Annotated in this window: 20 protein-coding genes; all 20 read left to right on the top strand. The window is 45.5% G+C overall.

Going from position 1 to position 22,905, the window contains the following annotated elements:
• Positions 1-50 precede the first annotated feature (50 nt).
• The 20 genes from lysS to AACM02_RS04860 all read left to right on the top strand — a co-directional run bounded on the left by lysS (position 51) and on the right by AACM02_RS04860 (position 22,900).
• Positions 51-1,799, top strand: a complete 1,749-nt coding sequence (gene lysS / locus AACM02_RS04955; RefSeq protein WP_332456537.1) for a lysine--tRNA ligase — start codon at positions 51-53, stop codon at positions 1,797-1,799.
• The gene (locus AACM02_RS04950) at positions 1,796-2,794 is read left to right on the top strand and encodes an NAD(P)H-dependent glycerol-3-phosphate dehydrogenase (RefSeq protein ID WP_332456538.1); all 999 of its coding nucleotides are present in this window, start codon (positions 1,796-1,798) and stop codon (positions 2,792-2,794) included. Before lysS ends, AACM02_RS04950 begins: the two co-directional genes overlap by 4 nt.
• Before the next feature lie 13 nt (positions 2,795-2,807).
• Positions 2,808-4,151: a glucose-6-phosphate isomerase gene (locus AACM02_RS04945; protein WP_332456539.1), complete on the top strand. Its 1,344-nt coding sequence runs from the start codon at positions 2,808-2,810 to the stop codon at positions 4,149-4,151.
• A gap of 66 nt (positions 4,152-4,217) precedes the next feature.
• On the top strand, positions 4,218-4,952 hold the full coding sequence (locus AACM02_RS04940) for an HAD family hydrolase (RefSeq protein WP_339116242.1): 735 nt from the start codon (positions 4,218-4,220) through the stop codon (positions 4,950-4,952).
• Positions 4,953-5,021: 69 nt separating this feature from the next.
• Positions 5,022-6,947 carry an NAD(+) synthase gene (locus AACM02_RS04935; RefSeq protein WP_339116241.1) on the top strand — a complete coding sequence of 642 codons (1,926 nt, stop codon included), beginning with the start codon at positions 5,022-5,024 and terminating at the stop codon, positions 6,945-6,947.
• A 4-nt stretch (positions 6,948-6,951) separates the two neighbouring features.
• Complete coding sequence (locus tag AACM02_RS04930) at positions 6,952-8,379, top strand: phosphotransferase (protein ID WP_339117434.1); 1,428 nt, start codon at positions 6,952-6,954, stop codon at positions 8,377-8,379.
• Positions 8,380-8,415: 36 nt separating this feature from the next.
• Positions 8,416-9,150, top strand: coding sequence for a nucleotidyltransferase family protein (locus AACM02_RS04925; protein ID WP_339116240.1), 735 nt, complete (start codon positions 8,416-8,418; stop codon positions 9,148-9,150).
• A gap of 203 nt (positions 9,151-9,353) precedes the next feature.
• Positions 9,354-10,547 (top strand): AGE family epimerase/isomerase, encoded by a 1,194-nt coding sequence (locus AACM02_RS04920; protein ID WP_339116239.1) that lies wholly within the window; start codon positions 9,354-9,356, stop codon positions 10,545-10,547.
• A 42-nt stretch (positions 10,548-10,589) separates the two neighbouring features.
• Positions 10,590-10,889, top strand: a complete 300-nt coding sequence (locus AACM02_RS04915) for a transposase (RefSeq protein ID WP_071135911.1) — start codon at positions 10,590-10,592, stop codon at positions 10,887-10,889.
• A complete protein-coding gene (locus AACM02_RS04910) occupies positions 10,886-11,779 on the top strand; it encodes an IS3 family transposase (protein WP_339116238.1) in 894 nt (297 codons plus the stop codon). Before AACM02_RS04915 ends, AACM02_RS04910 begins: the two co-directional genes overlap by 4 nt.
• Positions 11,780-11,828: 49 nt before the next feature.
• Entirely contained in the window at positions 11,829-13,517 is a 1,689-nt protein-coding gene (locus tag AACM02_RS04905; protein WP_339117433.1) for a hypothetical protein, read from the top strand.
• 124 nt (positions 13,518-13,641) lie between these two features.
• Positions 13,642-13,809: a hypothetical protein gene (locus AACM02_RS04900; protein ID WP_339116237.1), complete on the top strand. Its 168-nt coding sequence runs from the start codon at positions 13,642-13,644 to the stop codon at positions 13,807-13,809.
• Between the two features lie 154 nt (positions 13,810-13,963).
• Complete coding sequence (locus tag AACM02_RS04895; protein ID WP_339116236.1) at positions 13,964-15,073, top strand: cyclically-permuted mutarotase family protein; 1,110 nt, start codon at positions 13,964-13,966, stop codon at positions 15,071-15,073.
• Positions 15,063-16,349 (top strand): MFS transporter, encoded by a 1,287-nt coding sequence (locus tag AACM02_RS04890; RefSeq protein ID WP_339116235.1) that lies wholly within the window; start codon positions 15,063-15,065, stop codon positions 16,347-16,349. Before AACM02_RS04895 ends, AACM02_RS04890 begins: the two co-directional genes overlap by 11 nt.
• 41 nt (positions 16,350-16,390) lie before the next feature.
• Entirely contained in the window at positions 16,391-17,317 is a 927-nt protein-coding gene (locus AACM02_RS04885) for a dihydrodipicolinate synthase family protein (protein ID WP_339116234.1), read from the top strand.
• Between the two features lie 215 nt (positions 17,318-17,532).
• Positions 17,533-18,144, top strand: a complete 612-nt coding sequence (locus AACM02_RS04880) for a porin family protein (RefSeq protein ID WP_332456557.1) — start codon at positions 17,533-17,535, stop codon at positions 18,142-18,144.
• 100 nt (positions 18,145-18,244) lie between these two features.
• Positions 18,245-19,369 (top strand): sensor histidine kinase, encoded by a 1,125-nt coding sequence (locus AACM02_RS04875; RefSeq protein ID WP_339116233.1) that lies wholly within the window; start codon positions 18,245-18,247, stop codon positions 19,367-19,369.
• A gap of 18 nt (positions 19,370-19,387) precedes the next feature.
• Entirely contained in the window at positions 19,388-20,155 is a 768-nt protein-coding gene (locus AACM02_RS04870) for a LytTR family DNA-binding domain-containing protein (RefSeq protein WP_332456559.1), read from the top strand.
• A 130-nt stretch (positions 20,156-20,285) separates the two neighbouring features.
• Complete coding sequence (locus AACM02_RS04865) at positions 20,286-21,794, top strand: TolC family protein (RefSeq protein WP_339116232.1); 1,509 nt, start codon at positions 20,286-20,288, stop codon at positions 21,792-21,794.
• 50 nt (positions 21,795-21,844) lie between these two features.
• Positions 21,845-22,900 (top strand): efflux RND transporter periplasmic adaptor subunit, encoded by a 1,056-nt coding sequence (locus tag AACM02_RS04860; RefSeq protein ID WP_339116231.1) that lies wholly within the window; start codon positions 21,845-21,847, stop codon positions 22,898-22,900.
• Positions 22,901-22,905 lie beyond the last annotated feature (5 nt).

Raw genomic sequence — 22,905 nt, 5'->3', positions numbered from 1 at the left:
TATTTTGTACTTTTGTGGAGTTTTTGCGAAACTCGAAAAAATAAAACAAAATGCATCATTTAGAGCTTAGTGAACAGGAGATAATCCGCAGACAAAGTTTAAACGAATTAAGAAATTTAGGAATTGAACCCTACCCCGCAGCGCTTTACGAAGTAAACGCTTATTCCACCGATATAAAAGAAGAATTCAACGATGAGGAGAAACGCCCGGTAAGCATAGCAGGGCGCATCATGAACCGCCGCATTATGGGCAAAGCGTCCTTCATCGAACTACAAGACTCAAAGGGAAGAATTCAGGTCTACATCACACGCGACGATATCTGTCCCGGAGAAGACAAAGAACTTTATAATACTGTTTTCAAAAAACTGCTCGATATTGGCGATTTCATCGGAATTACCGGATTTGTTTTCCGCACCCAGATGGGCGAAATTTCTGTGCATGCCGAATCGCTGACCGTGCTGGCCAAATCGCTGAAGCCGCTTCCTGTAGTGAAGATGAAAGACGGCGTGGCCTACGACAAGTTCAACGATCCCGAACTTCGTTACCGTCAACGCTACGTGGATCTGGTGGTAAACGACGAAGTAAAAGATATTTTCATCAAGCGCACCCGTATTTTTAATGCCATGCGCGAGTTCATCAACAAATTTGGCTACCTGGAAGTGGATACTCCCGTTTTGCAGAGTATCCCCGGTGGTGCCGCCGCCCGCCCCTTTATCACGCACCACAATGCTCTGGATATTGATTTGTATTTACGCATTGCCAACGAGCTTTACCTGAAACGGTTGATCGTAGGTGGCTTTGAAGGTGTTTACGAGTTTTCACGAGACTTCCGCAATGAAGGAATGGACCGGACGCACAACCCGGAGTTTACGGTAATGGAGATCTACGTCTCCTACAAGGATTACAAGTGGATGATGGAGTTTACCGAACAAATGCTGGAACAGATCGCCACGAAGGTGCTGGGAACAACAAAGACAACCATCGGCGATAGGGAAATCGATTTTAAAGCGCCATATCCACGCGTCACCATGATCGACGCCATTAAGGAACATACCGGAATGGATATCACCGGAATGGATGAGGCACAATTGCGCGAAGTTTGCAGGAAGCTGAACATCGAGGTAGACGAAACCATGGGTAAAGGAAAACTGATCGATGAAATCTTCGGCGAGAAGTGCGAGGGAAATTACATTCAACCGACATTCATCATCGATTATCCCATCGAAATGTCCCCCTTGTGTAAACGCCACCGGGCTAATCCGGAGCTTACCGAACGCTTCGAACTGATGGTGAACGGTAAAGAACTGGCAAACGCCTACTCGGAGTTGAACGATCCGATTGACCAGCGCGAACGCTTTGAAGAACAGCTCCGCCTGTCGGAAAAGGGCGACGACGAAGCCATGTTTATCGACCAGGATTTTCTGCGCGCCCTGGAATACGGCATGCCACCTACATCGGGGATGGGTATAGGTATGGACAGGCTTACGATGCTGCTCACCGGACAAACCACCATTCAGGAAGTACTCCTTTTCCCGCAAATGCGTCCCGAGAAAAAAACCAAGAAGGATTCAACGTCCAAATATGTTGAAACCGGAATCCCGGAAGCGTGGGTTGCTGTATTGCAGAAAGCGGGTTACAATGAAGTGAAGAGCCTTACAGACGTAAACCCCAACAAGCTGCACCAGGAAATTTGCGGGTTGAACAAGAAATTCAAGATGGAGTTGAACAACCCGTCGGTGGAAGATGTTAAATCGTGGGTGGAGAACGCAAAAAAAAACGAATCACTTAACGCACAATGAGTTCACTCGGAAAAATTGCTATTCTTGGCGGTGGCACGTGGGCTACGGCTCTGGCAAAAATCGTGCTGATGAATGAAAAGCACATCAATTGGTTTATCCGTCGCGACGATCAGATTGAAGGTTTTTACAAACTCGGCCGCAACCCCAGTTACCTGACAAACGTAAAATTCAACCTGGCCCAGATTACGTTCTATTCGAACATAGAAAAAGCAATCAAAGACTCTGACACCATCATCATTGCTATCCCCTCTCCCTATGTGAAGCAATATATGCGAAAAATATGGATGAGCAGTACACTAAAGGGGAAATTTGTGGTCTCTGCCGTCAAAGGCATGATACCGAACGACAATATTGTGGTAAGCGAATACCTGATGAGTAATTTTAAAATCCCGCGGGAAAACATCGGGGTGATATCCGGCCCCTGTCACGCCGAGGAGGTCGCGCTTGAACGGCTCTCGTTCCTGACCGTTGCCAGCTACGATACCGAGAAAGCAAAAATGCTTTCGGAAGCCATACGTTCGCGCATTATGAACACCTCCATATCGGATGATGTGGTAGGAATTGAACTGGCTGCCGTCCTTAAAAATATTTATGCCATTATTTCGGGGGTTTGTTCCGGATTGCAATACGGCGATAATTTCCAGGCGGTGCTGATGACCCAATGCGCCAAAGAGATGAAAACCTTTCTCGATGCCATCGTACCCATGGACAGGTGCATTTGTGAACAGCATTATTTAGGGGATATGCTGGTCACGGGATATTCGCAGTTCAGCCGTAACAGGACGTTGGGGACGATGATCGGAAAAGGATATTCCGTAAAAACGGCGCAACTGGAAATGGAAATGATTGCCGAAGGTTATTACGGCGCCAAATGCATTCAGGAGATGAACAATCACTTCAAAGTGAAAATACCTATTGCACAAACGGTTTACGAAATTCTGTACGAAAAGCTTCGTCCTCAGGCCGCAATTAACGAATTGATCAAAAATTTTTAACAACAGATACAACATGGATACAATAAAACTGGTCATCAATCATGTATATGATTTCGTGTCCGAAAAAGAAATCCTGCAACAGGCAGATAATGCAACTGCGGCCAATAAGGCGTTGCACGACGGGACACGTGCAGGAAACGATTTTCTGGGTTGGGTAAACCTCCCTTCATCAGTTACCGAAGACTTCATCCGGGATATCGAAGATACCGCAACGGCGCTCCGCACCCGGTGCGATGTGGTAGTGGTGGTGGGTATCGGCGGAAGTTACCTGGGAGCCAAGGCCGTTATCGACGCACTCTCCAATTCTTTTGACTGGCTGCAGCACGAAAGAAAAGATCCGGTTATCCTGTACGCGGGAAACAACATCGGGGAAGATTATCTCCACGAACTTACGGAGTACCTCAAAAAAAGACAATTCGGGATTATCAACATATCCAAGTCGGGCACGACTACAGAGCCAGCCATCGCATTCAGGCTACTCAAGGACTTGCTTGTCGGAAAAGTGGGTAAGGAGGAAGCATGCAGAAGAATAGTGGCCATTACCGATGCATCGAAAGGAGCCTTGCGTACGTTGGCCGGTACCGAAGGCTATAAAACTTTTGTTATCCCCGATGATGTGGGCGGACGCTACTCCGTACTTACCCCCGTTGGTTTACTGCCCATCGCCGTCGCAGGTATAAACATCCGCGAACTCCTTCGGGGCGCCAAAGATATGGAAGAAGCCACCGGAGCCAACACCTCGTACGAAGTTAACCTGCCCGCCATTTACGCAGCCATCCGCAACGAACTTTACCGGAAAGGAAAGAAGATTGAGATCCTGGCAAACTACAACCCGAAATTGCACTATTTCGCCGAATGGTGGAAACAGCTTTATGGGGAGAGTGAAGGCAAGGAAGGCAAAGGCATATTCCCGGCCGCAGTGGATTTCACTACCGATTTACACTCGATGGGACAATGGATCCAGGAAGGTGAACGCACGATCTTCGAAACGGTTTTATCCGTAAAGGAACCCAAAGAAAATGTCAAAATTCCACACGATGAAGCCAACCTCGATGGGCTTAACTTCCTGAAAGGAAAACGGGTGGACGAAGTAAATAAAATGGCCGAGCTGGGCACGCTAATCGCCCACGTGGATGGTGGCGTCCCCAATATCCTCATCGAAATTCCAAAATTATCGGAATATTACATCGGCCAGCTCATCTATTTCTTTGAAAAAGCCTGCGGGATCAGCGGCTACATGCTTGATGTAAACCCATTTAACCAACCCGGTGTGGAAGCCTACAAGCGAAACATGTTTGCACTACTGGAAAAACCCGGGTACGAAGCAGAAACCAAAGCGATAAAAGAGAGATTATAAACATCAAACGACAAAAACAGATAAATCGCTCGACCGCTTTTGGCGGTCTTGCGATTTTTTAATTATATGAAGGAACAATTTCAAAAATACTTAAAAGCGAACAGCCACATCCGGTTTGACCTGAAAGCTATCCTGTTCGATATGGACGGCGTGCTCTACAATTCCATGCCGGCTCACGCAAAATCGTGGCAGCAAACAGTGGAAGAGCTGGGTCTGAAAACCAATCCTGAAGAGTTTTACCTGCACGAAGGCAGAACCGGAGCATCCACGATCCACATTATTTTTCAACGTAATTTTGGCAGGGATGCAACGGAGGAAGAAATTCAAGCAATCTACGAAAGAAAAAGCGAACTATTCGTGAAATACAATACGGGTGAGACTATCCCCAAAGCCAGGGAAGTTCTCGATTTCGTAAAATCCAACGGATTAAGACCTGTTCTGGTGACGGGATCGGGACAACCTTCGTTGCTGGACAGGCTGGACCATGACTTTCCAGGTATTTTCTCCCCTGAGACAATGGTCACGGCTTTCGATGTAAAAATCGGAAAACCACACCCCGAACCTTTCTTGATGGGGCTGCAGAAAGGGGGAAACCTGATACCCAACCAGGCATTGGTAATCGAGAATGCCCCCCTGGGAATAGAAGCTGCGAACAAGGCCGGGATTTTCACCATTGGAGTCAACACAGGGCCGCTCCACGATAACATCCTGAAAGATGCCGGAGCAAATTTGGTTTTTCATTCCATGCAGGAACTATTGAACAAGTTCCCCGAGATTCTGGAAATAACCTCCTTAATCTGAAGCGGTTTTATTCCATTTCGCGAAAAATAGCTAAATTTGTGCAATTTACAACGTAAACGGGAAACGACTATGAAAATCAACGAGTACGGTTTTGTCAGGGTGGCAGCGGCATCTCCCAAGGTGAAAGTGGCCGACTGCGATTACAATGTTTCGGAAATCAAATCGATGATCGATGTTGCCGAAAAAGAGAACGTCCAAATCGTATGCTTTCCAGAACTAAGCATAACCTCGTATACATGCGGAGACCTGTTCTTTCAGGCCGCTTTGCAGCAAAAGGCCGTTGAAGCACTGCTCGAGCTGGCCGGCTTCATAAAGAAGAAGCCTTCGCTCATCGCCATTGTGGGACTTCCGTTGCTGCTAAAAAACAGCTTGTACAATGTGGCTGCGGTTATTTCACACGAAGGGGTATTGGGTTTTGTCCCCAAAACGTATATTCCCAACAACAACGAGTTTTACGAGAAACGATGGTTTGCGGGAAGCCGTGACCTGAACGATTTTTTTGTCGAGATCAATGGGGAAAGCATACCTGTCTCTTCCGACGGGATGATTTTTCACACGCCGTTCGCGTCTTTCGGAATCGAGATCTGTGAAGACCTTTGGATGCCAGTGCCCCCTTCTTCGAAACTAGCGATGCAGGGTGCCGACATCATCTTCAACCTTTCCGCCAGCAACGAGCTGGTAGGCAAAAACGCGTACCGGAAATCATTGGTTTTACAGCAGTCGGGGCGTTGCAATGCCGCGTATGTCTATGCTTCTGCCGGATGCGGAGAGTCGTCCACCGATCTGGTTTTTTCCGGTGCCGCAACCATTGCCGAAAACGCCACGCTGCTTGCCGAAGGGAAACGTTTCTCCCTGGATAACGAGATGATCATTTCCGACATCGATATCGTGGCTTTACGAGGCGACCGGCTAAAAAACAGCAATTTCATCCCTCCACAGGAGGAGTCTGTTTCAGAGATTGAATGTGCGCTGGAAGCGGTTTCTACGGGAAAATGGCACCGGAAGTTCAACCCGTATCCCTTCATCCCGTCACCGGAAAAAGAAGATGAGTATTTAAGCGAAGTTTTCAACATACAAACGGCGGGGCTAGCAAAACGATTACAACACACAGGAATCAAGACAGTAACTATGGGTATTTCGGGCGGACTGGATTCTACGCTGGCACTGCTGGTTACTACAAAAACCTTTGATTTTCTCGGACTTCCACGCGAAAATATAATCGGGATTACCATGCCCGGATTTGGAACAACCGGCAGAACTTATAATAATGCTGTGGAATTAATGAAATCAGTTGGAGTAACGGTAAAAGAAATCCCGATTGTCAATGCCGTTACCCAACACCTGAAAGATATTGAACACGATATCAACCTTCACGATATCACCTACGAAAATGCCCAGGCGCGCGAACGAACACAAATTTTGATGGATTATGCCAATAAAATCAATGGTTTGGTGGTGGGAACCGGAAATTTATCGGAACTGGCGTTGGGTTGGGCAACCTACAACGGCGACCACATGTCGATGTACGGAGTAAACGCAAGCGTTCCAAAAACATTGGTTAAGACGCTGGTACGCTGGATTGCCGACACGCAGATGGGCGACCAACCCCGGAAAATTCTTCATGACATCCTCGACACGCCCTTCAGTCCGGAACTGCTTCCGGCAGACAAAGAGGGGAAAATTGCCCAAAAGACCGAGCATTTCATCGGCCCATACGAACTACACGACTTTTTCCTGCACCGGATGCTTCGTTACGGAGATTCCCCCAAACGAATCTATTTCATCGCACAACAGGCATTCGTCAATCAATATTCCCCGGAAGAGATCCTGAAATGGCTGAAAGTTTTCTATAAACGTTTTTTTGCCCAGCAATTCAAGCGCTCCTGCATGCCCGACGGCCCCAAAGTGGGCTCCGTCAATCTCTCTCCCCGCGGCGACTGGCGTATGCCTAGCGATGCCGTGGTAAATGTATGGTTAAAAGAACTGGAGAATTAAGACCATCCGCATGAAAGAATTAGTACAATTATTTAAGAACTATACCGGAAAGTCGGCCCCCAAAATAGACCCTCTGCCTTCGTCAGGATCCAACCGCAGGTATTACCGGTTAAGGCAGGACGAAGTATCTGTTGTAGGGGTATACGGACAATCCAAAGAGGAGAATCACGCTTTTATCGAACTCTCGCGCCATTTTCACATACAGCGGCTAAATACCCCCCGGGTGCTCGCTGTTTCCGGTGATGAAATGTTTTACATCCAGGAAGATTTGGGAGACAGCGTACTTTTCGATGCGCTGAAAGCCGGGCGACTGACGGGCGTGTTCAGTACGGAAGAAAAGGAGATACTGCACAAGACCATTGCCCTGTTGGCCGATTTTCAGGTGCTGGGGGCTAAAGATCTCGATTTCAGCGTGTGTTATCCTCAGGCCGAATTCAATCACCGTTCGGTACACTGGGATTTAAATTACTTCAAGTACAACTTCCTAAAAACCACCGGTATGGAATTCCAGGAAGATCTTCTGGAAAACGATTTTGATAAACTATCCCAACACCTGCTTCAGGACGAGTCGGACACGTTTTTGTACCGTGACTTCCAGTCGCGCAACGTGATGCTTGTTGACGGCCGGCCTTACTTCATAGACTACCAGGGAGGGAGAAAAGGTCCAGTGCACTATGATGTGGCTTCGTTTTTGTGGCAGGCAAAAGCCAATTTCCCGGATGACCTGCGCGATGAACTCATCAAGACATACATCGCTTCACTCAAAAAGTACAGGGAGGTAGACGAAGCCGAATTCATAGAAAAGCTCCGGCTGTTCGTACTGTTCCGCACGTTGCAGGTCCTTGGCGCCTATGGATTCAGGGGGTATTTCGAAAAGAAGCCACACTTTATCCAGAGTATTCCGTTCGCGCTCAACAACCTTCGGGAGCTACTCAAGGGTGGTTTCGACGAATATCCCTATCTGACCGGAATGCTGAACGAGATGGTCGGCCTGAAACAGTTTGCCGACACTCAAAAACGCGAACTCGAGGTACGGGTATTCAGCTTCGCATACAAAAAAGGAATCCCCAACGATGTATCGGGAAACGGCGGCGGGTATGTGTTCGATTGCCGTGCGATAAACAATCCCGGGAAGTACGAACGGTTCAGCCATTTCACGGGACTGGACGAAGAGGTCATTAAGTTTCTGGAGGAGGATGGCGAAATGGAACTGTTTTTAGACAACATTTACCCGCTGGTCGACAGCCACGTGAAACGATATATGGAAAGGAACTTCACTAGCCTCATGGTCTCGTTCGGCTGCACAGGCGGACAACACCGGTCGGTTTACGCCGCACAGAGAATGGCGGAACATATCTCAAAAAAATTCGGAATCAAAGTGTCTCTCGTTCACCGGGAGCAGAACCTGGAACAGGAGTTTAGAAAGAAATAGCCTTAACCTCAAATCCCAAAACCCGGAGACCTCTCAATGAAAGCAATGATTTTTGCTGCCGGACTCGGCACGAGGCTTAAGCCCCTGACGGACACCATGCCCAAAGCGTTGATTCCCGTAGCGGGAAAACCGTTGTTGTGGCATACGATACAGAAATTGAAAGCAGCGGGCTTTGATGAAATCATCATTAATGTGCATCATTTTGCAGGACAAATCAGGCAATATATACAGGATAACAACCGTTTCGGCATTCGTATCGAGTTCTCCGATGAAACCCAGGCGCTTCTCGATACCGGAGGCGGCATCAAAAAGGCCTCGTGGTTTTTCGACGATGAAAAGCCGTTTTTAATTCACAACGTGGACATTCTTTCGGATATCGATTTACAAAACCTTTACCATTTTCACACCGATAGCAATTCTGTTGCTACGCTTGTCGTGAGCGAACGGAAAACATCGCGGTATCTCCTTTTCGACAAAAACAATCATTTAGCCGGATGGATAAATGAAAAGTCAGGAGAAACAAAATCACCATTTTCTGATTTCAATGCTGACCACTACAAGAAACTTGCATTCTCGGGAATCCATATCCTACACCCTTCCATCCTTAGCTATATGCAAGATTTCCCGGACAAATTTTCCATTATCGATTTCTATTTGTTTGCCTGTAATATTCTCCCTATAACAGGATATACCCCTGCCAGCCTAAAGATAATAGATGTTGGCAAGATAGATTCCTTGAAGAAAGCGGGTAAGCTGGGATACCGGGGATAGGACCCAAGCAAATCTTCCTGTTCAACATTTCAACCATTTTATAAATATTTTCATAAAGAGTATCATTATTTTGCTCATATTATGTTTTGCAACATATTTATTAAATTATTTTATTATTATATTCTTTTTATCAATTTATTTTTATTTACTTTGCATAATATATTAATTAATTAATCTTATATAACGGGTAAGAAATGGAAAAAATGGATACTAAGATATCGGTCATAAATATTGAAGAAAAAATACTACAGTACAAAAACGAGCTGTTGGACAATGTGCTTCCCTTCTGGCAGAGTAAATCGCAAGATTACGAGTTCGGCGGATACTTCACTTGCTTCGACCGGGAAGGAAATGTGTTCGATACCGATAAATTTGTATGGCTGCAGAGCCGCCAGGTTTGGATGTTTTCTATGTTATACAATAATGTGGAAAAAAAGCAGGAATGGCTCGATTGTGCCATACAGGGCGGCGAATTTCTGAAAAAGTACGGACACGACGGAAATCTCAACTGGTATTTCTCGCTCACGCGCGAAGGAGAACCGTTGACAGAGCCCTACAATATTTTTTCGTACACTTTCGCCACGATGGCTTTCGGACAGCTAAGCAAAGCAACCGGAAACGCAGAATATGCTGAAATAGCCAAAAGAACATTCGATATTGTACTCTCCAGGCGCAGTAACCCCAAAGGAAAATGGAACAAAGCTTACGCCGGAACACGCAATCTGAAATCGTTTTCTTTGCCAATGATTCTCTGCAACCTTGCACTCGAAATAGAACATTTGCTCGATCCCGAATTTCTAAAAAAAACCATAGACGAGTGCATTCACGAGGTTATGGAGGTCTTTTTACGCCCGGAACTGGGAGGGCTGATCGTGGAAAACGTAAACGAAGACGGCTCACTTTCCGATACGTTTGACGGACGGCTTGTCAACCCTGGACACAGCATTGAAGCCATGTGGTTTATTATGGATTTGGGAGAACGCCTCAACCGTCCCGAACTCATCAACCATGCAGTAGAAACAACCTTAAGAATGCTTAACTACGGTTGGGACAAACAATACGGAGGTATCTTTTATTTTATGGACCGTAAAGGACTTCCTCCCCAACAGCTGGAATGGGACCAGAAACTCTGGTGGGTGCATATTGAAACACTTATATCACTCATCAAGGGTTATCAGCTAACGGGGTCGCCAGAATGCCTGGCATGGTTTGAAAAAGTGCACGACTACACCTGGAAGCATTTCAGAGATCCGGAGCATCCCGAATGGTGGGGTTACCTCAACCGTCGGGGCGAGGTGTTGCTCGATTTGAAGGGTGGAAAATGGAAAGGCTGTTTCCATGTTCCACGGGGTTTGTATCAAGTATGGAAAACGCTGGAAATGGAATTACTAACTTAGCCGGGACACAGAGTTAAGCATAAACGCTTATTTTTGTGTAATATGAGAAAACAAAGAACCCATTTTGACAAGGCATTCAAAGAGAATGCGGTCAAACTCAGTTTAGAACGCAAGAATATTTCCGAGCTTGCACAGGAATTGGGTATTGCCCCCTTTCTTTTATATCGTTGGCGGAAAGAATACCAGCAGAAAGGAGAAGCCAGTTTCCCCGGACACGGTGTCCAGTCATTAAGTGAAGATACCAAAAGGATTGCTGAACTGGAAAAACGCCTTGGCGAGGCTGAAACGGAGCGGGACATATTAAAAAAAGCTTTGAGCATCATCTCCAAGAGAGATCGTTGATCTATCTCTTTATAAAGGAATATAACTCGAAACAATGGACGGTCGAGGTGATGTGCAGAGTACTGAAAGTCCCCAGGAGCAGTTATTACCGCTGGCTTAAAGATCCGGAGGGCCAACGTAAGCGCAAATATATGGAGCTGGACGAAAAGATCAGGGATGCATATTTTGCAGCCAGGGGACGCAATGGAAGCCCCCGGCTGGCAAAGGATTTGCAGGTATCCGGAACTCCTGTCTCGAGAACCACTGTAGCATGCCACATGAGGAAAATGGGCTTGCGCAGCAAACTCTCGAGACGATTCAAAGTGACGACGGATGCCTCTCACAACTATAAGGTTGCTCCAAATCTGTTGAATCGCGAATTTAATCAGAATGAGCCTGTGAAAGCGTGTGTCTCTGACCTGACGTATATTCCGTGTAAGGATGGATTTCTTTATCTGACCTGTGTGCTGGATCTTTTTGACCGCAAACTGATCGGATGGTCCATAAGCGATCATATGAATGCATCCCATACCGTAGTTCCGGCCATCAGGATGGCCAATAGGAACAGACCTTTTGGAGAAGGAATGATATTTCATTCTGACCGGGGCATACAATATGCTTGCAAACAGACTGTCAATCTGTTGAAATCCTTGAAGCTGGAACAAAGTATGAGTGGAAAGGGAAATTGTTGGGATAATGCCGTGGCTGAAAGCTTTTTCAAAACTTTCAAATCTGAATTGGTCTATGGTACCAAACTCAAAACAAGAGAGCAAATGCGCTTGTATGTATTTGAATATATTGAATCCTGGTATAATCATAAAAGAAGATTCTCAGCATTGGGAAACTTAACCATTGATGAATTTTGGAATCAGTATAATATTAAAAAAGATTCAATTAAAAATGTCGCTTAACTTTTTGTCTCAATTAAGTTTGCAAGTCCAGATTTTAATAAAAAATGTCATGAAATATTTTTATCATTTACTTTGTGCGGTTCTCATTCTGGGATGCACTCCTTTACAAAATAAGAATGAGAGTAAAAAGTGTATTAAAACTTTACACAACGGAATAGTCTTACCAGAACAATGGCCGCCTACTATAATAGATGATGGTAAACGGCGTGAAATGCCTTTGCCTTATATTGAGGAAAAACCTACTGTTATTCCTATCAATCTAGGGCGCCAGTTATTTGTGGATGATTTTCTTATCGCAAAAACTGATTTAAAGCGCGTTTCTCACAAAGTAAAACTTTACAAAGGAAATCCCATACTAAAACCAGACAAAGAATGGGAATATACATTTGAACGATCTCCCTACGCAGCTCCTTTTAGTGATGGAATATGGTATGATGAAATTGAACAGAAGTTTAAGATGTGGTATTTGGCAGGAGCCGGTTCTATTCACAAACATAACCAAAGCTTCTACACTTGTTATGCAGAGTCGAATGATGGCAAAAATTGGAAAAAAGTTGAGTTGAACGTAGTACCTGGCACTAACATTGTTGATACATGTGACAGAGATGCTGCAACCGTATGGCTTGACAAGAGTTGTTCCGAATCGGAACAACGCTTTAAACTTTTCAATGTGGAAAAGCATCAGGGTGGATGGAAAATTATTCTTAAATACTCTAAAGATGGCATTCGTTGGTCGGAAGGAGTTGCACAATCTGGACCTGTAGGTGATCGTACTACAGTTTTCTATAATCCTTTTACTTCTAAATGGGTAATTAGCCTCAGACAAGGTGCAAAAGCAGACGGACGTTCAAGAGGATATTTAGAAAATGATGACCCTGAAATGGCTGTCAGTGTAGCACACTCATTGGCAAGAGGAATTAAAGACAAAAACATTGTTTTATGGTTTACTCCCTCAGATAAAGAATTACCTCATCCTATTTTTCCAGATGTGCAACCAGCAATATATAACTTTGACGCAATGCCTTATGAAAGTGTCATCTTAGGATACTATTCTATGTGGAAAGGTCCTGAAAATAACGTTTGTGGAAAACTTGGGATTCAAAAAAGGAACGAAATAGGAATGGGATATAGTCGCGATGGCTTTCATTTTTATCGTCCTACTTATGAACCCATTATGAACGTTGACAACTCTGAAGATGCATGGAACTGGGGGAATATGCAATCTATAAATGGTATGCCCCTAATTGTGGGCGACTCTCTGTACATCTATGCAAGTGGTCGCCGTTTAAACAATATTTTTTGGGATGGGCACGTGTCCACAGGGCTCGGGACACTTCGTAGAGACGGGTTTGTGTCGTTACGAGCTGATCAAAAAGAAGGATTTATTACTACAGAGAAAATTAAGTTCGATGGAAAATATTTATTTGTAAACGCTGATGTTCAAGAAGGAGGACTACTGGTAGAAATACTAGACGAAAAAGAGAATCCCATCAACGGTTTTACAAAAGATGAATGCATTATTTTACAAAATATTGATAAAACAAAACAACGTATTGTTTGGAAAAAAAATGCAAACGTAGGTGCTTTAGTAGGCAAACATATCCGCCTCAAATTCTATCTCACTAATGGCGACCTTTACGCCTTCTGGATTTCGCCTTGGCAATCGGGAGAAAGTCGCGGATACACTGGAGGTGGAGGACCAGGATTATCAGAAAAAGGTATAGATTTACCAAAATAAAAATAACATTGATAAAACAAAACAAGCAGATAAAGTTAGTGTAAATCTGTTTAATTCCTATCATCTGTGTACTTTCAACATTTGTATTCTCCGTTAGTATAAAAAAGCTTCAACCTACACAGTATTGTTTGTTAGTATTGTTGCGCTATATAACAACCGCATCGCCGATGCAGAGCAGGAAGCTGACGGGATTGTCGCTATCTGGAACGACCGCCTTTTGCCCAACGACGAACAAAAAGTACTACAAAACAACTTCTACACCTTGATGCTCGCCTTTGCCGAAAGAGCATAGTGCAGTGGAAGAATTAATATATAGTCCGGACAGGAAAAAATAGAATTAACACATGAAAGAAAGCATTTTTTTTAGAACAAACAGAACACGAATACTGTCGGTTTTTCTTGTCGCATGCTTAATTTCGTGTGGCGACAATAATAACAGCAAACAAATGAAACTTAAACTGACCCAATTACCCGTTAACGGATTGTACGGAGATCTCGCCAAAGGTGTTTCGGCTTCCTATGCGGCACTTATCGACCAAAAACTCATCGTGGCTGGAGGCGCCAACTTTCCCGGAAAACTCGGATTTGAGGGTGGTTCGAAAACTTTTTACAACGAGATCATGCTGTACGACTCAACGGGAAATGAGTGGAAACTTATCGGACACTTGCCCGATTCATCGGCTTACGGTGCATCTGTCCCCATTTCAGACGGTGCGTTGTGGATAGGCGGGAACACCACTTCCCAATCGCTGAAGAGCGTTTATCGAATCACCATGCCTGAAACCGGCGCAGTAGAACTGGAGCCGTTTCCGGAACTGCCTGCTGCCATGGATAACTTTGCAGGGTGCACCGTCGGAGATACGGTCTTTATTGGAGGAGGGAACGGGAACGGGAAGCCGGCAAACACTTTTTATTGCATCAATACAAAAGCTGATTCGGGCTGGACGGCTCTGCCCGATTTTCCCGGACTGCCCCGAGTTCAGCCTGTGCTGGCAGCCGTAGAGCAGAAAAACCGGGTATTCGTGTATCTGTTCGGAGGTTTCTTCGGAGGAGATTCCGAAAACAAACCGGCTATGGCCACCGATGTGCTTCGTTACGACGTCACCGCCGAGAAATGGGAGACAGCCGGTTGCCAAGTCGATGAAAAAACCGGAGAGCCTTTTTCGTTGACCGGTGCAACGGCAATGCCAGTGGACAACCGGTACATCCTTTGTTTTGGCGGTGTAAACCACGCTATTTTTCTCGATGCTGTTACCACGCAATACAACATCGGAAACGACACCACCATTTCGGCAGAAGAAAAATCCCGTTTGAATCTGGAGTTTTCGAAAAATTACATGACACAACCCATCGAATATTACAAATTTAATCCCGAATGTCGTATATTTGACACGTTTACCGGCGAATGGGAAACCATTGAGGTTACGCCCTACACTGCCCGCGCGGGTGCAACACTCGCTTTCAGCGGAAAAACGTTCTATGCTGTACAGGGTGAATTGAAACCCGGCGTTCGTACACCGGTAACCATAAAAGGAGAGATAAAGTATGAAAAATAACAAAGTCTATCCGTGGATACTCGTCGGATTGCTGTGGTTTGTAGCGTTACTGAACTACCTCGACCGACAGATGCTCTCCACCATGCAATCGTCCATGCAATTGGACATTAAAGAACTGGCCATCGCCGAGAATTTCGGACGGGTAATGGGTGTTTTCCTGCTCATTTACGGTTTAATGAGTCCTGTAGCGGGAATAATCGCCGACCGCATCAACCGCAAGTGGCTGATTGTAGGAAGCCTGTTTGTGTGGTCTGCCGTAACGTACGGGTTAGGATATGCGCAAACTTTCCAGCAGGTGTACTGGCTGCGTGCGCTGATGGGTGTCAGCGAAGCGCTTTACCTGCCCACGGGATTGGCTATGATTGCCGATTTTCACACATCGAGAACCCGGTCGCTAGCTATCGGAATCCACATGTCGGGACTTTATACCGGCCAGGCGCTGGGTGGGTTTGGAGCGACCATTGCTGCCAATTATTCGTGGAATACCGTTTTTCACTGGTTCGGAATTGTCGGAATTATATACGCCGTGCTGCTTATTTTCCTGCTGCACGAAAAGGAGGGCCACGCGGGTACTACAACAGCCGGATTGAAAGCCGACCCGCAAGGAACGCTAATCAAAAAGGAATCTGTTTTCCGGTCATTCGGCATTATTCTGGGTACAGTTTCTTTCTGGGTCATGCTTTTCTACTTTATGGCTCCGAGTTTTCCCGGTTGGGCAACCAAAAACTGGCTGCCGACACTGTTTTCCGAGAATCTGGGAATTGAAATGGCAAAAGCCGGGCCCATGGCCACCATTTCCATCGCTATAGCCTCGTTTATCGGCGTACTCATCGGAGGGCCGCTCTCCGACCGATGGGTGCAGAAAAACATCCGGGGACGTATTTACACGAGCACTATCGGTTTAGCCCTGACTATCCCTTCGCTCGTATTGTTGGGTTTCGGACATTCCCACACAGGATTGATCGGCGCAGCCATGCTCTTCGGCATCGGTTTCGGAATGTTCGACACAAACAACATGCCGATACTTTGCCAGATTATTCCGCAAAAATACCGCGCCACAGCGTACGGTATCATGAACATGATGGGAGTTTTTGCCGGATACGCTGTCACGTTGATGCTCGGTAGTTCCACCGATGCCGGAAGCTTGGGAACCGATTTCAGCAAGTTGGCCATCGTCGTACTGACAGCGGTCGTTCTGATGCTGGCGTTTCTGAAACCCCGGCAAGACCTCACCTATCCGCAAGAAGAATTGAAGAATAAAAGCGAAGCGATTTGACAACTGTCATCTAACAATAAAACATCCTAAAAATCAACAATATGAAAAAATTTGAAAAAATTAAAGGGTTAATTGTGGCGCCTTTCACACCCTTTGACAAAAAAGGCGAAGTAGATCTCGGCCCCATAGCAGATTATGCCGCCATGCTGCAAAAAAACGGACTGATCGGCGTATTTATCAACGGTTCCTCGGGTGAGGGCTATATGCTGACGGTAGAGGAGCGTATGAAGCTGACGGAGAAGTGGATCGCAGTCGCCCCGGAAGGATTCAAAGTAATCGTCCATGTTGGGGCCACCTGCATAAAGGACAGCCACCGCATGGCACTGCACGCGCAGGAATCCGGCGCTTTCGGTATCGGAGCGATGGCTTCTCCTTTTCCCAAGGCGGGACGGGTGGAAGAGCTGGTGAAGTACTGCGAAGAAATCGCCTGCGGTGCACCAGAGCTGCCCTTCTACTTTTATCATATCCCGGCACTGAACGGCGTCTTCCTACCCATGCTGCCTTTTCTGAAAGCAGCAGACGGACGCATTCCCAACCTGGCGGGTATCAAGTATACCTACGAGAGCCTGTACGAGTATAACCAATGCATGTTATACAAAAACGGGAAGTTCGATATGCTGCACGGACAGGACGAAACCATCCTCTCGGCGTTGGTAATGGGCGGTGCACAAGGCGGTATCAGCGGAACCGGCAGCTACATCGGCCGTTCGCTGGTGGGTGTGATTGATGCCTACAACAACGGTAAGCTGTATGAAGCGGTCGCCCACCAAAACTTTGCACAGGAGGTGATCAACGTCATTGCCCGTTACCGGGGAAACATCGTTGCCGGAAAGCGTATCATGAAACTGATCGGACTCGACCTGGGTATCAACCGCACCCCTTTTCAAAACATAGCAGACGAGGAAGAAGCAGTCATCCGGAAAGAACTGGAAGCGATCGGTTTTTTCGAACGGTGCAACAGAGTGTAAGTTTAAACGTTAAGAAGCGCGGCTCATCGATGTCGCGTTTTTTTATTGACTTCATAAGCCGGCCATCCGCCGGTAACAAATATTCTTTCGGGTTCTTCCTTCTACTGTTCAGCACCTAAAATAGACGGTTGAGTATCTTTTTCGGGGCAGTCATCTTTGTTGTACGCTACCTTTGCAAGCGAGATAGTTTATAAACAATTTAAAACAACAGAAAAATGAAAAAAACAATTTTAGCATGCTTGTCATTTCTAATGGCTGCAGGTTTATTGAATGTGAACGCTCAAACCTCCGTTTCTTATGGGGTAAAAGGCGAAATGAACATGTCTAATTTTCTTTTGAAGGATTTAGACGTTCAAAAAAGCACAATGAAAGTGGGGCCTAATTTGGGAGGCTTTATGAAAGTGGACTTGCATCCTAACTTTGCCATTCAGCCGGAAGTGATGTTTTTTTACAGGAATTCGAAAATGGAGACCGGTCCCGCTGAAGATACCTTCAAACAGTGGGGAATGCAAATCCCGGTATATGCTTTGGGACAGACTTCCACGGACAACGGCAGGTTTTACGGAGGTGTAGGGCCATTCGTAAGCCTCGGGTTTGATGCCCGCTACAAAGATGCTGATGTGAATCTGTACGACGAGGTGGCCGGTAAAACTCCAATGAACCGCTGGGATGTTGGCCTGGGAGCAATATTGGGTTATGAATTGGACAATGGAATTCAGTTGAACGCCGGGTACCAATTCGGATTTTTGAACCAATTGGATGCATTGAAGGATGTAGCCAAAATGCGTACACAGGCCGTATGTGTAGGCGTGGGATATCGTTTCTAAACTCCGCAAGAATCCATACCGGTAAAAAATGGTGCGAAAATTTTTAAATTGCATACGCACCATTTTTTACTTACATTTGAAGATACAAACAAGAAGACGTATGAAACTTCGGAAAAGACAACCTTTCTTCCTCAACTACAACAAGAAAACAGCGTTGACAGCTGCAATCGTTATCAGTTTTATCCTGGCATTCGTCATGCTTTCTTCGTCCATATATGCGATATCGTTAGACAAAACAATGGGGATTAAAGCCGCCGACTTGATTTCTGTCAAGTCGATCGCAACGCTCCTTTTCAACACACTTCTGCTCTATTTCCTTTTCCGGCTTCAATTTTGGGCGATAACACATTTTCCGGCCAGCCGGTACAAAATTTGGCTTATTCTGATAGGATTGCTTGTCATAATCGCTATTTTGAGTCCTTTTTTTTCCCGGATGCAGTGGTGGTGGTTTCGGGAGGAGGTATCGCCCAAAGCCTATTCCACCATCCATTATGTAAAAGATTTAACGGTGCTTATCATATCTTTTTTGTTCACGGCTCTGATTTACCTGATCAATGAAAATCAGAAGAACATGACTGAGAATCAGAACCTCGTTATTGAAAATCTGCAGAACCGGTATAACGCCCTTAAAAACCAAACCGACCCCCATTTCCTCTTCAACTCACTGAACACGTTGAACGGGCTTATCGGATATGACGATGAGCGTGCGCGCGAATATGTAGAACAACTGTCTGCCGTGTTCCGTTATACCATGCAAGACCGTTCCGTGATAAAAGTTTCGGAAGAGTTACAGTTTGTGGAATCCTATATTTACTTGATGAAAATCCGTTACAACGACGGGTTGAATGTTCACATACAACACGCAGGACTTTACCAAGAGTGTTATATTCTCCCCTTCGGGTTACAGATATTGATAGAAAATGCAATAAAGCACAACGTGATAAGCCGAAAGGATCCGCTATGCATTCTTATTGAAGCAACGGAAAACAATACTTTACGTGTTGAGAATAATCGGCAACCCAAACAAGGCGAAAAAAATACTACCGGTCTGGGATTGGCTAACCTCAACGAACGTTACCGGTTGATGTTCGGGAAGGAAATAGAAATATATTCCGACGATAAAGTTTTCGCCGTGGAGATTCCCTTAATTAAAAACAGGGAGATCCCCGACTCGGTAAAACAGGAAATAAGGACTTATGATCGCACCAACAGTGCCGTGATCTAACTCTGAACTTTTAATTCAATGAAAGCTGTAATTGTAGAAGACGAATTTGTTGCTGCACGTAGCCTCGAGCGGCTTATCGCAGCATCGGGAAGAAACATCGATATTGTTGCCGTGCTGCAAAGCGTTGAGGAAAGTGTAGAATGGTTCTCGCTGAATACACACCCCGATGTCGTATTTATGGACATTCATCTTGCCGACGGAGACTCTTTTGCAATTTTCGAAAAAACCGACGTCCGCTGTCCGGTTATCTTCACAACAGCTTACGATGAATATGCCCTGAAAGCATTCGAGGTAAACAGCATCGATTACCTGCTCAAGCCCATCACCCGGAAAAGCCTTGAAAAGGCGTTGGACAAGCTTGCCCACTTTTCTCCCAAAAGCAACAATACCGACATTGTTTCTCAAATCGTACAATCCATTCGTGAAATAAAAAACCCTTACAAAAAAAATTTCCTTATTCCTTATAGAGACAAACTTATACCGCTTGCGGCAGAAGATATCGCGTTTGTGTATTCCGAATTCAAGATGGCGAAAATTGTATGTTTTAACCGCCAGTCTTATTCAATGGATATTTCCCTCGATGAATTTCTCCGCCAGTTGAATCCGTCACTTTTCTATCGGGCCAACCGTCAATACATTGTCTCGCACCGCGCCATCACCGACTTATCGTTGTGGTTTAACGGCAAGTTATCGGTAAACCTTTCGGTAGCAACACCCGAACGGATAATTGTAAGCCGCGCGCGAAGCAATGAATTTAAAGCCTGGTATATGGAGAATGCGGAATAAAAAAGCTTCGCTTCGGTATCTTCTTACTACGTTTCATCCCCTAAAAAGTACACTTGGGTAATTTTTTCCCAAAAGGCCACGCAACAGAGCAATACCTTTGTAGCCGGTTTTTGAATTAAATTACAAACAGATGAAAAAAATGAATTCAGAAAAAATACTGCTTATCTGTTTCCTCACCGTTTTTTCACTCCTGGCCGTGCCAATCTCCGCACAACAAGTGCTGACGCTGGAAGAATGCCGGAAAATGGCACTGGAACAGAATAAGAAAATCCGTATGGCAAAGGAGGACGCTCAAATGGCATGCCTGACAAAAAAAGCCGCAGCCACCAAATATCTTCCCAGCATCAGCCTTAACGGAGGATACTTGCGAACCAACAAAACATTAAAACCCTTTGGGAACGATCTGTTCCTGCCTGTAGTGCCGTTCAACGCCATCGACCCGCAAACGGGAGAATTCAATCCGGCATCGTTGCAAGATCCGGCGACCGCATTAAATACACTGGTCATTAATCCACAGACAGGCCAGCCCCTGCTCGATGCTTCGGGAAATCCGGTGTTTAAAAATTATGCCTTGCTGCCTTCCGACAAACTAGTGTTTGGCAATAAGAACAGTTATTACACCCGACTGAGTGTGAACCAGCCGCTTTTTACAGGATTTAAGATTACCGAAGCCAACAAAATCGCCCAGCATGCGGAAAACATAGCAAAAGAAAATGTAGTCCTCACCCAGGCGGAAGTGCTCGTCAAAACTGATGAAGCCTATTGGCGCACGATATCGTTGCAGGAAAAGGTTAGACTGGCAAATTCGTACGAGATATTGCTTAACCAATTGGTGGCCGATCTGGAAAACATGTATACCGAAGGTATTATCACCCGTAACGATCTGCTCAAAGCACAAGTAAGTCAAAACGAAGCCAAGCTCAAAGTCATGAAAGCCGAAAATGGATTGGCATTATCCAAAATGGCTTTGGCGCAGATTATCGGTACGGAAGACGAAGATATAACGCTGTCCGAAAAAGCAATCGATAAGGATTTATCCGTCGCTTACAGTACAATCACCTCCGAAAATCCAATCGATAAACGAGCCGAAATAATCATGCTCAAAGAAAAACTCGCCATCACGGAATCGGGAAAAAACATAGAACGCTCCAAATTCATGCCCGACATCCTGCTTACCGGAGGATACGGATGGATGAATCCTAATCCGTATAACGGGTTAAAAAAAGAATTTGGTGGCGACTGGAGCATAGGGGTGGTCGTTTCGATGCCCATTTTCACCTGGGGAGAAAGGAAGCACAATCTGAATACAGCCCATATAAAGAAGCGGAAGGTGCAACTCGAACTTGACGAAGCACGTGAAATGATAGATTTACAAATTCGTCAAAACCGGTACAAGTACAACGAATCCATCAGAAAAGCAGAGCTTACGCAACTTTCGAAAGCGCAAGCCGAGGAAAACATGAAGATAGCCAAAGAAAACCTGCTGGAAGGCAGGACTCGTCTGACCGAACTGCTGGAAGCTCAAGTGCAGTGGGAAAACGCATCGTCAGAATACATCGACGCATTGATAGAAATAAAAACAACACGGTCGGAACTTGAAAAGTCGACCGGGGAAATTTACAAGTATGTCGGCAATTAGGCAACAGATATCCGATAGAAAGAGTGAAAAAAACGATAAAAATATAGACTATGCAAACCAAGAGAACTATTCTGTATGCAACATGCTTCGCCATACTGCTGATGGGGGGATGCAGCAAAAAAACAGGTTCCAACAACGCGGAAATAAACGAAAAAAAAGCCGTTATGGCTACTGTAAAAGAAGTTGTGGAAATGGAATACACCCCTGTGTTGAACTTTACAGGAACGGCTGAAGCGAACAAGGAAGTAAATTTGGGGTCAGCCATTCCGGGACGCGTGGAGAGAATTAATTTTCCAAAAGGTAGTTTTGTGTCCAAAGGTGCCGTAATAGCCGAGATGTCCGATGAAATGCTCATTCAGGCACAAATAGAACTGGAAGCTATTCGTAAGGACTTCGAAAGGATCAGCCGTTTGAAAGAAAAGGGCAGTGTCAGCGTAATGGACTACGATCACATAAAAGCCAAGTTTGAAGCCTCCCAAACCAAAGTGGAGATGTTGAAGAAAAACACTTCGATTATCGCCCCTTTCGGCGGGGTATTGGTCGATATTATGGTGAATGAAGGCGAAAATTATTCGTTTGTACCTTCAGTAAGCCCCGATTTGAAAGTAAAGAGCGGTATTGCAACACTTGTGCAATTGAATCCTCTGAAAGTAAAAATTGAGATAAACGAAAAAGAGCTTAACGCCATCCGTAAAGGGCAGACTGTTGAGGTTATCTTCGATGCTTATCCCGGCGAAAGCGTTTCGGGCAAGATAGCCCATATATCCCCCATACTGTCGCCCCTTACGCGGACATCAACCGTGGAAGTGGTGATCCCCAACAACGGGAGCAAATTGAAACCGGGCATGTTTTGCCGCGCTTCCATCGAAATGCCGGCAGCCAAAGGCATATTCGTCCCCATCAACGCGATACACCGCCAGCAAGGCACAGGCGAAGATTTCGTATATGTTGTGAATACAGACAACATGGTTACCAGAACCCAAGTTACGCGGGGCGAATCGCAAAATGAACTTATCCGCATTCCTGAACTCGACAAGAGCGCAGTTGTTGTCATCGATGGAAAAAACAAACTGGAAGACGGAGCCAAAATAGAAATAGTGAAATAAAACAG

Source organism: Petrimonas sp., assembly GCF_963921705.1.
In the GTDB taxonomy this organism is placed as follows: Bacteria; Bacteroidota; Bacteroidia; order Bacteroidales; family Dysgonomonadaceae; genus Petrimonas; species Petrimonas sulfuriphila.
Note: the sequence above shows the minus strand (reverse complement) of the source record. Positions and strands in the feature narration are given on the sequence as shown.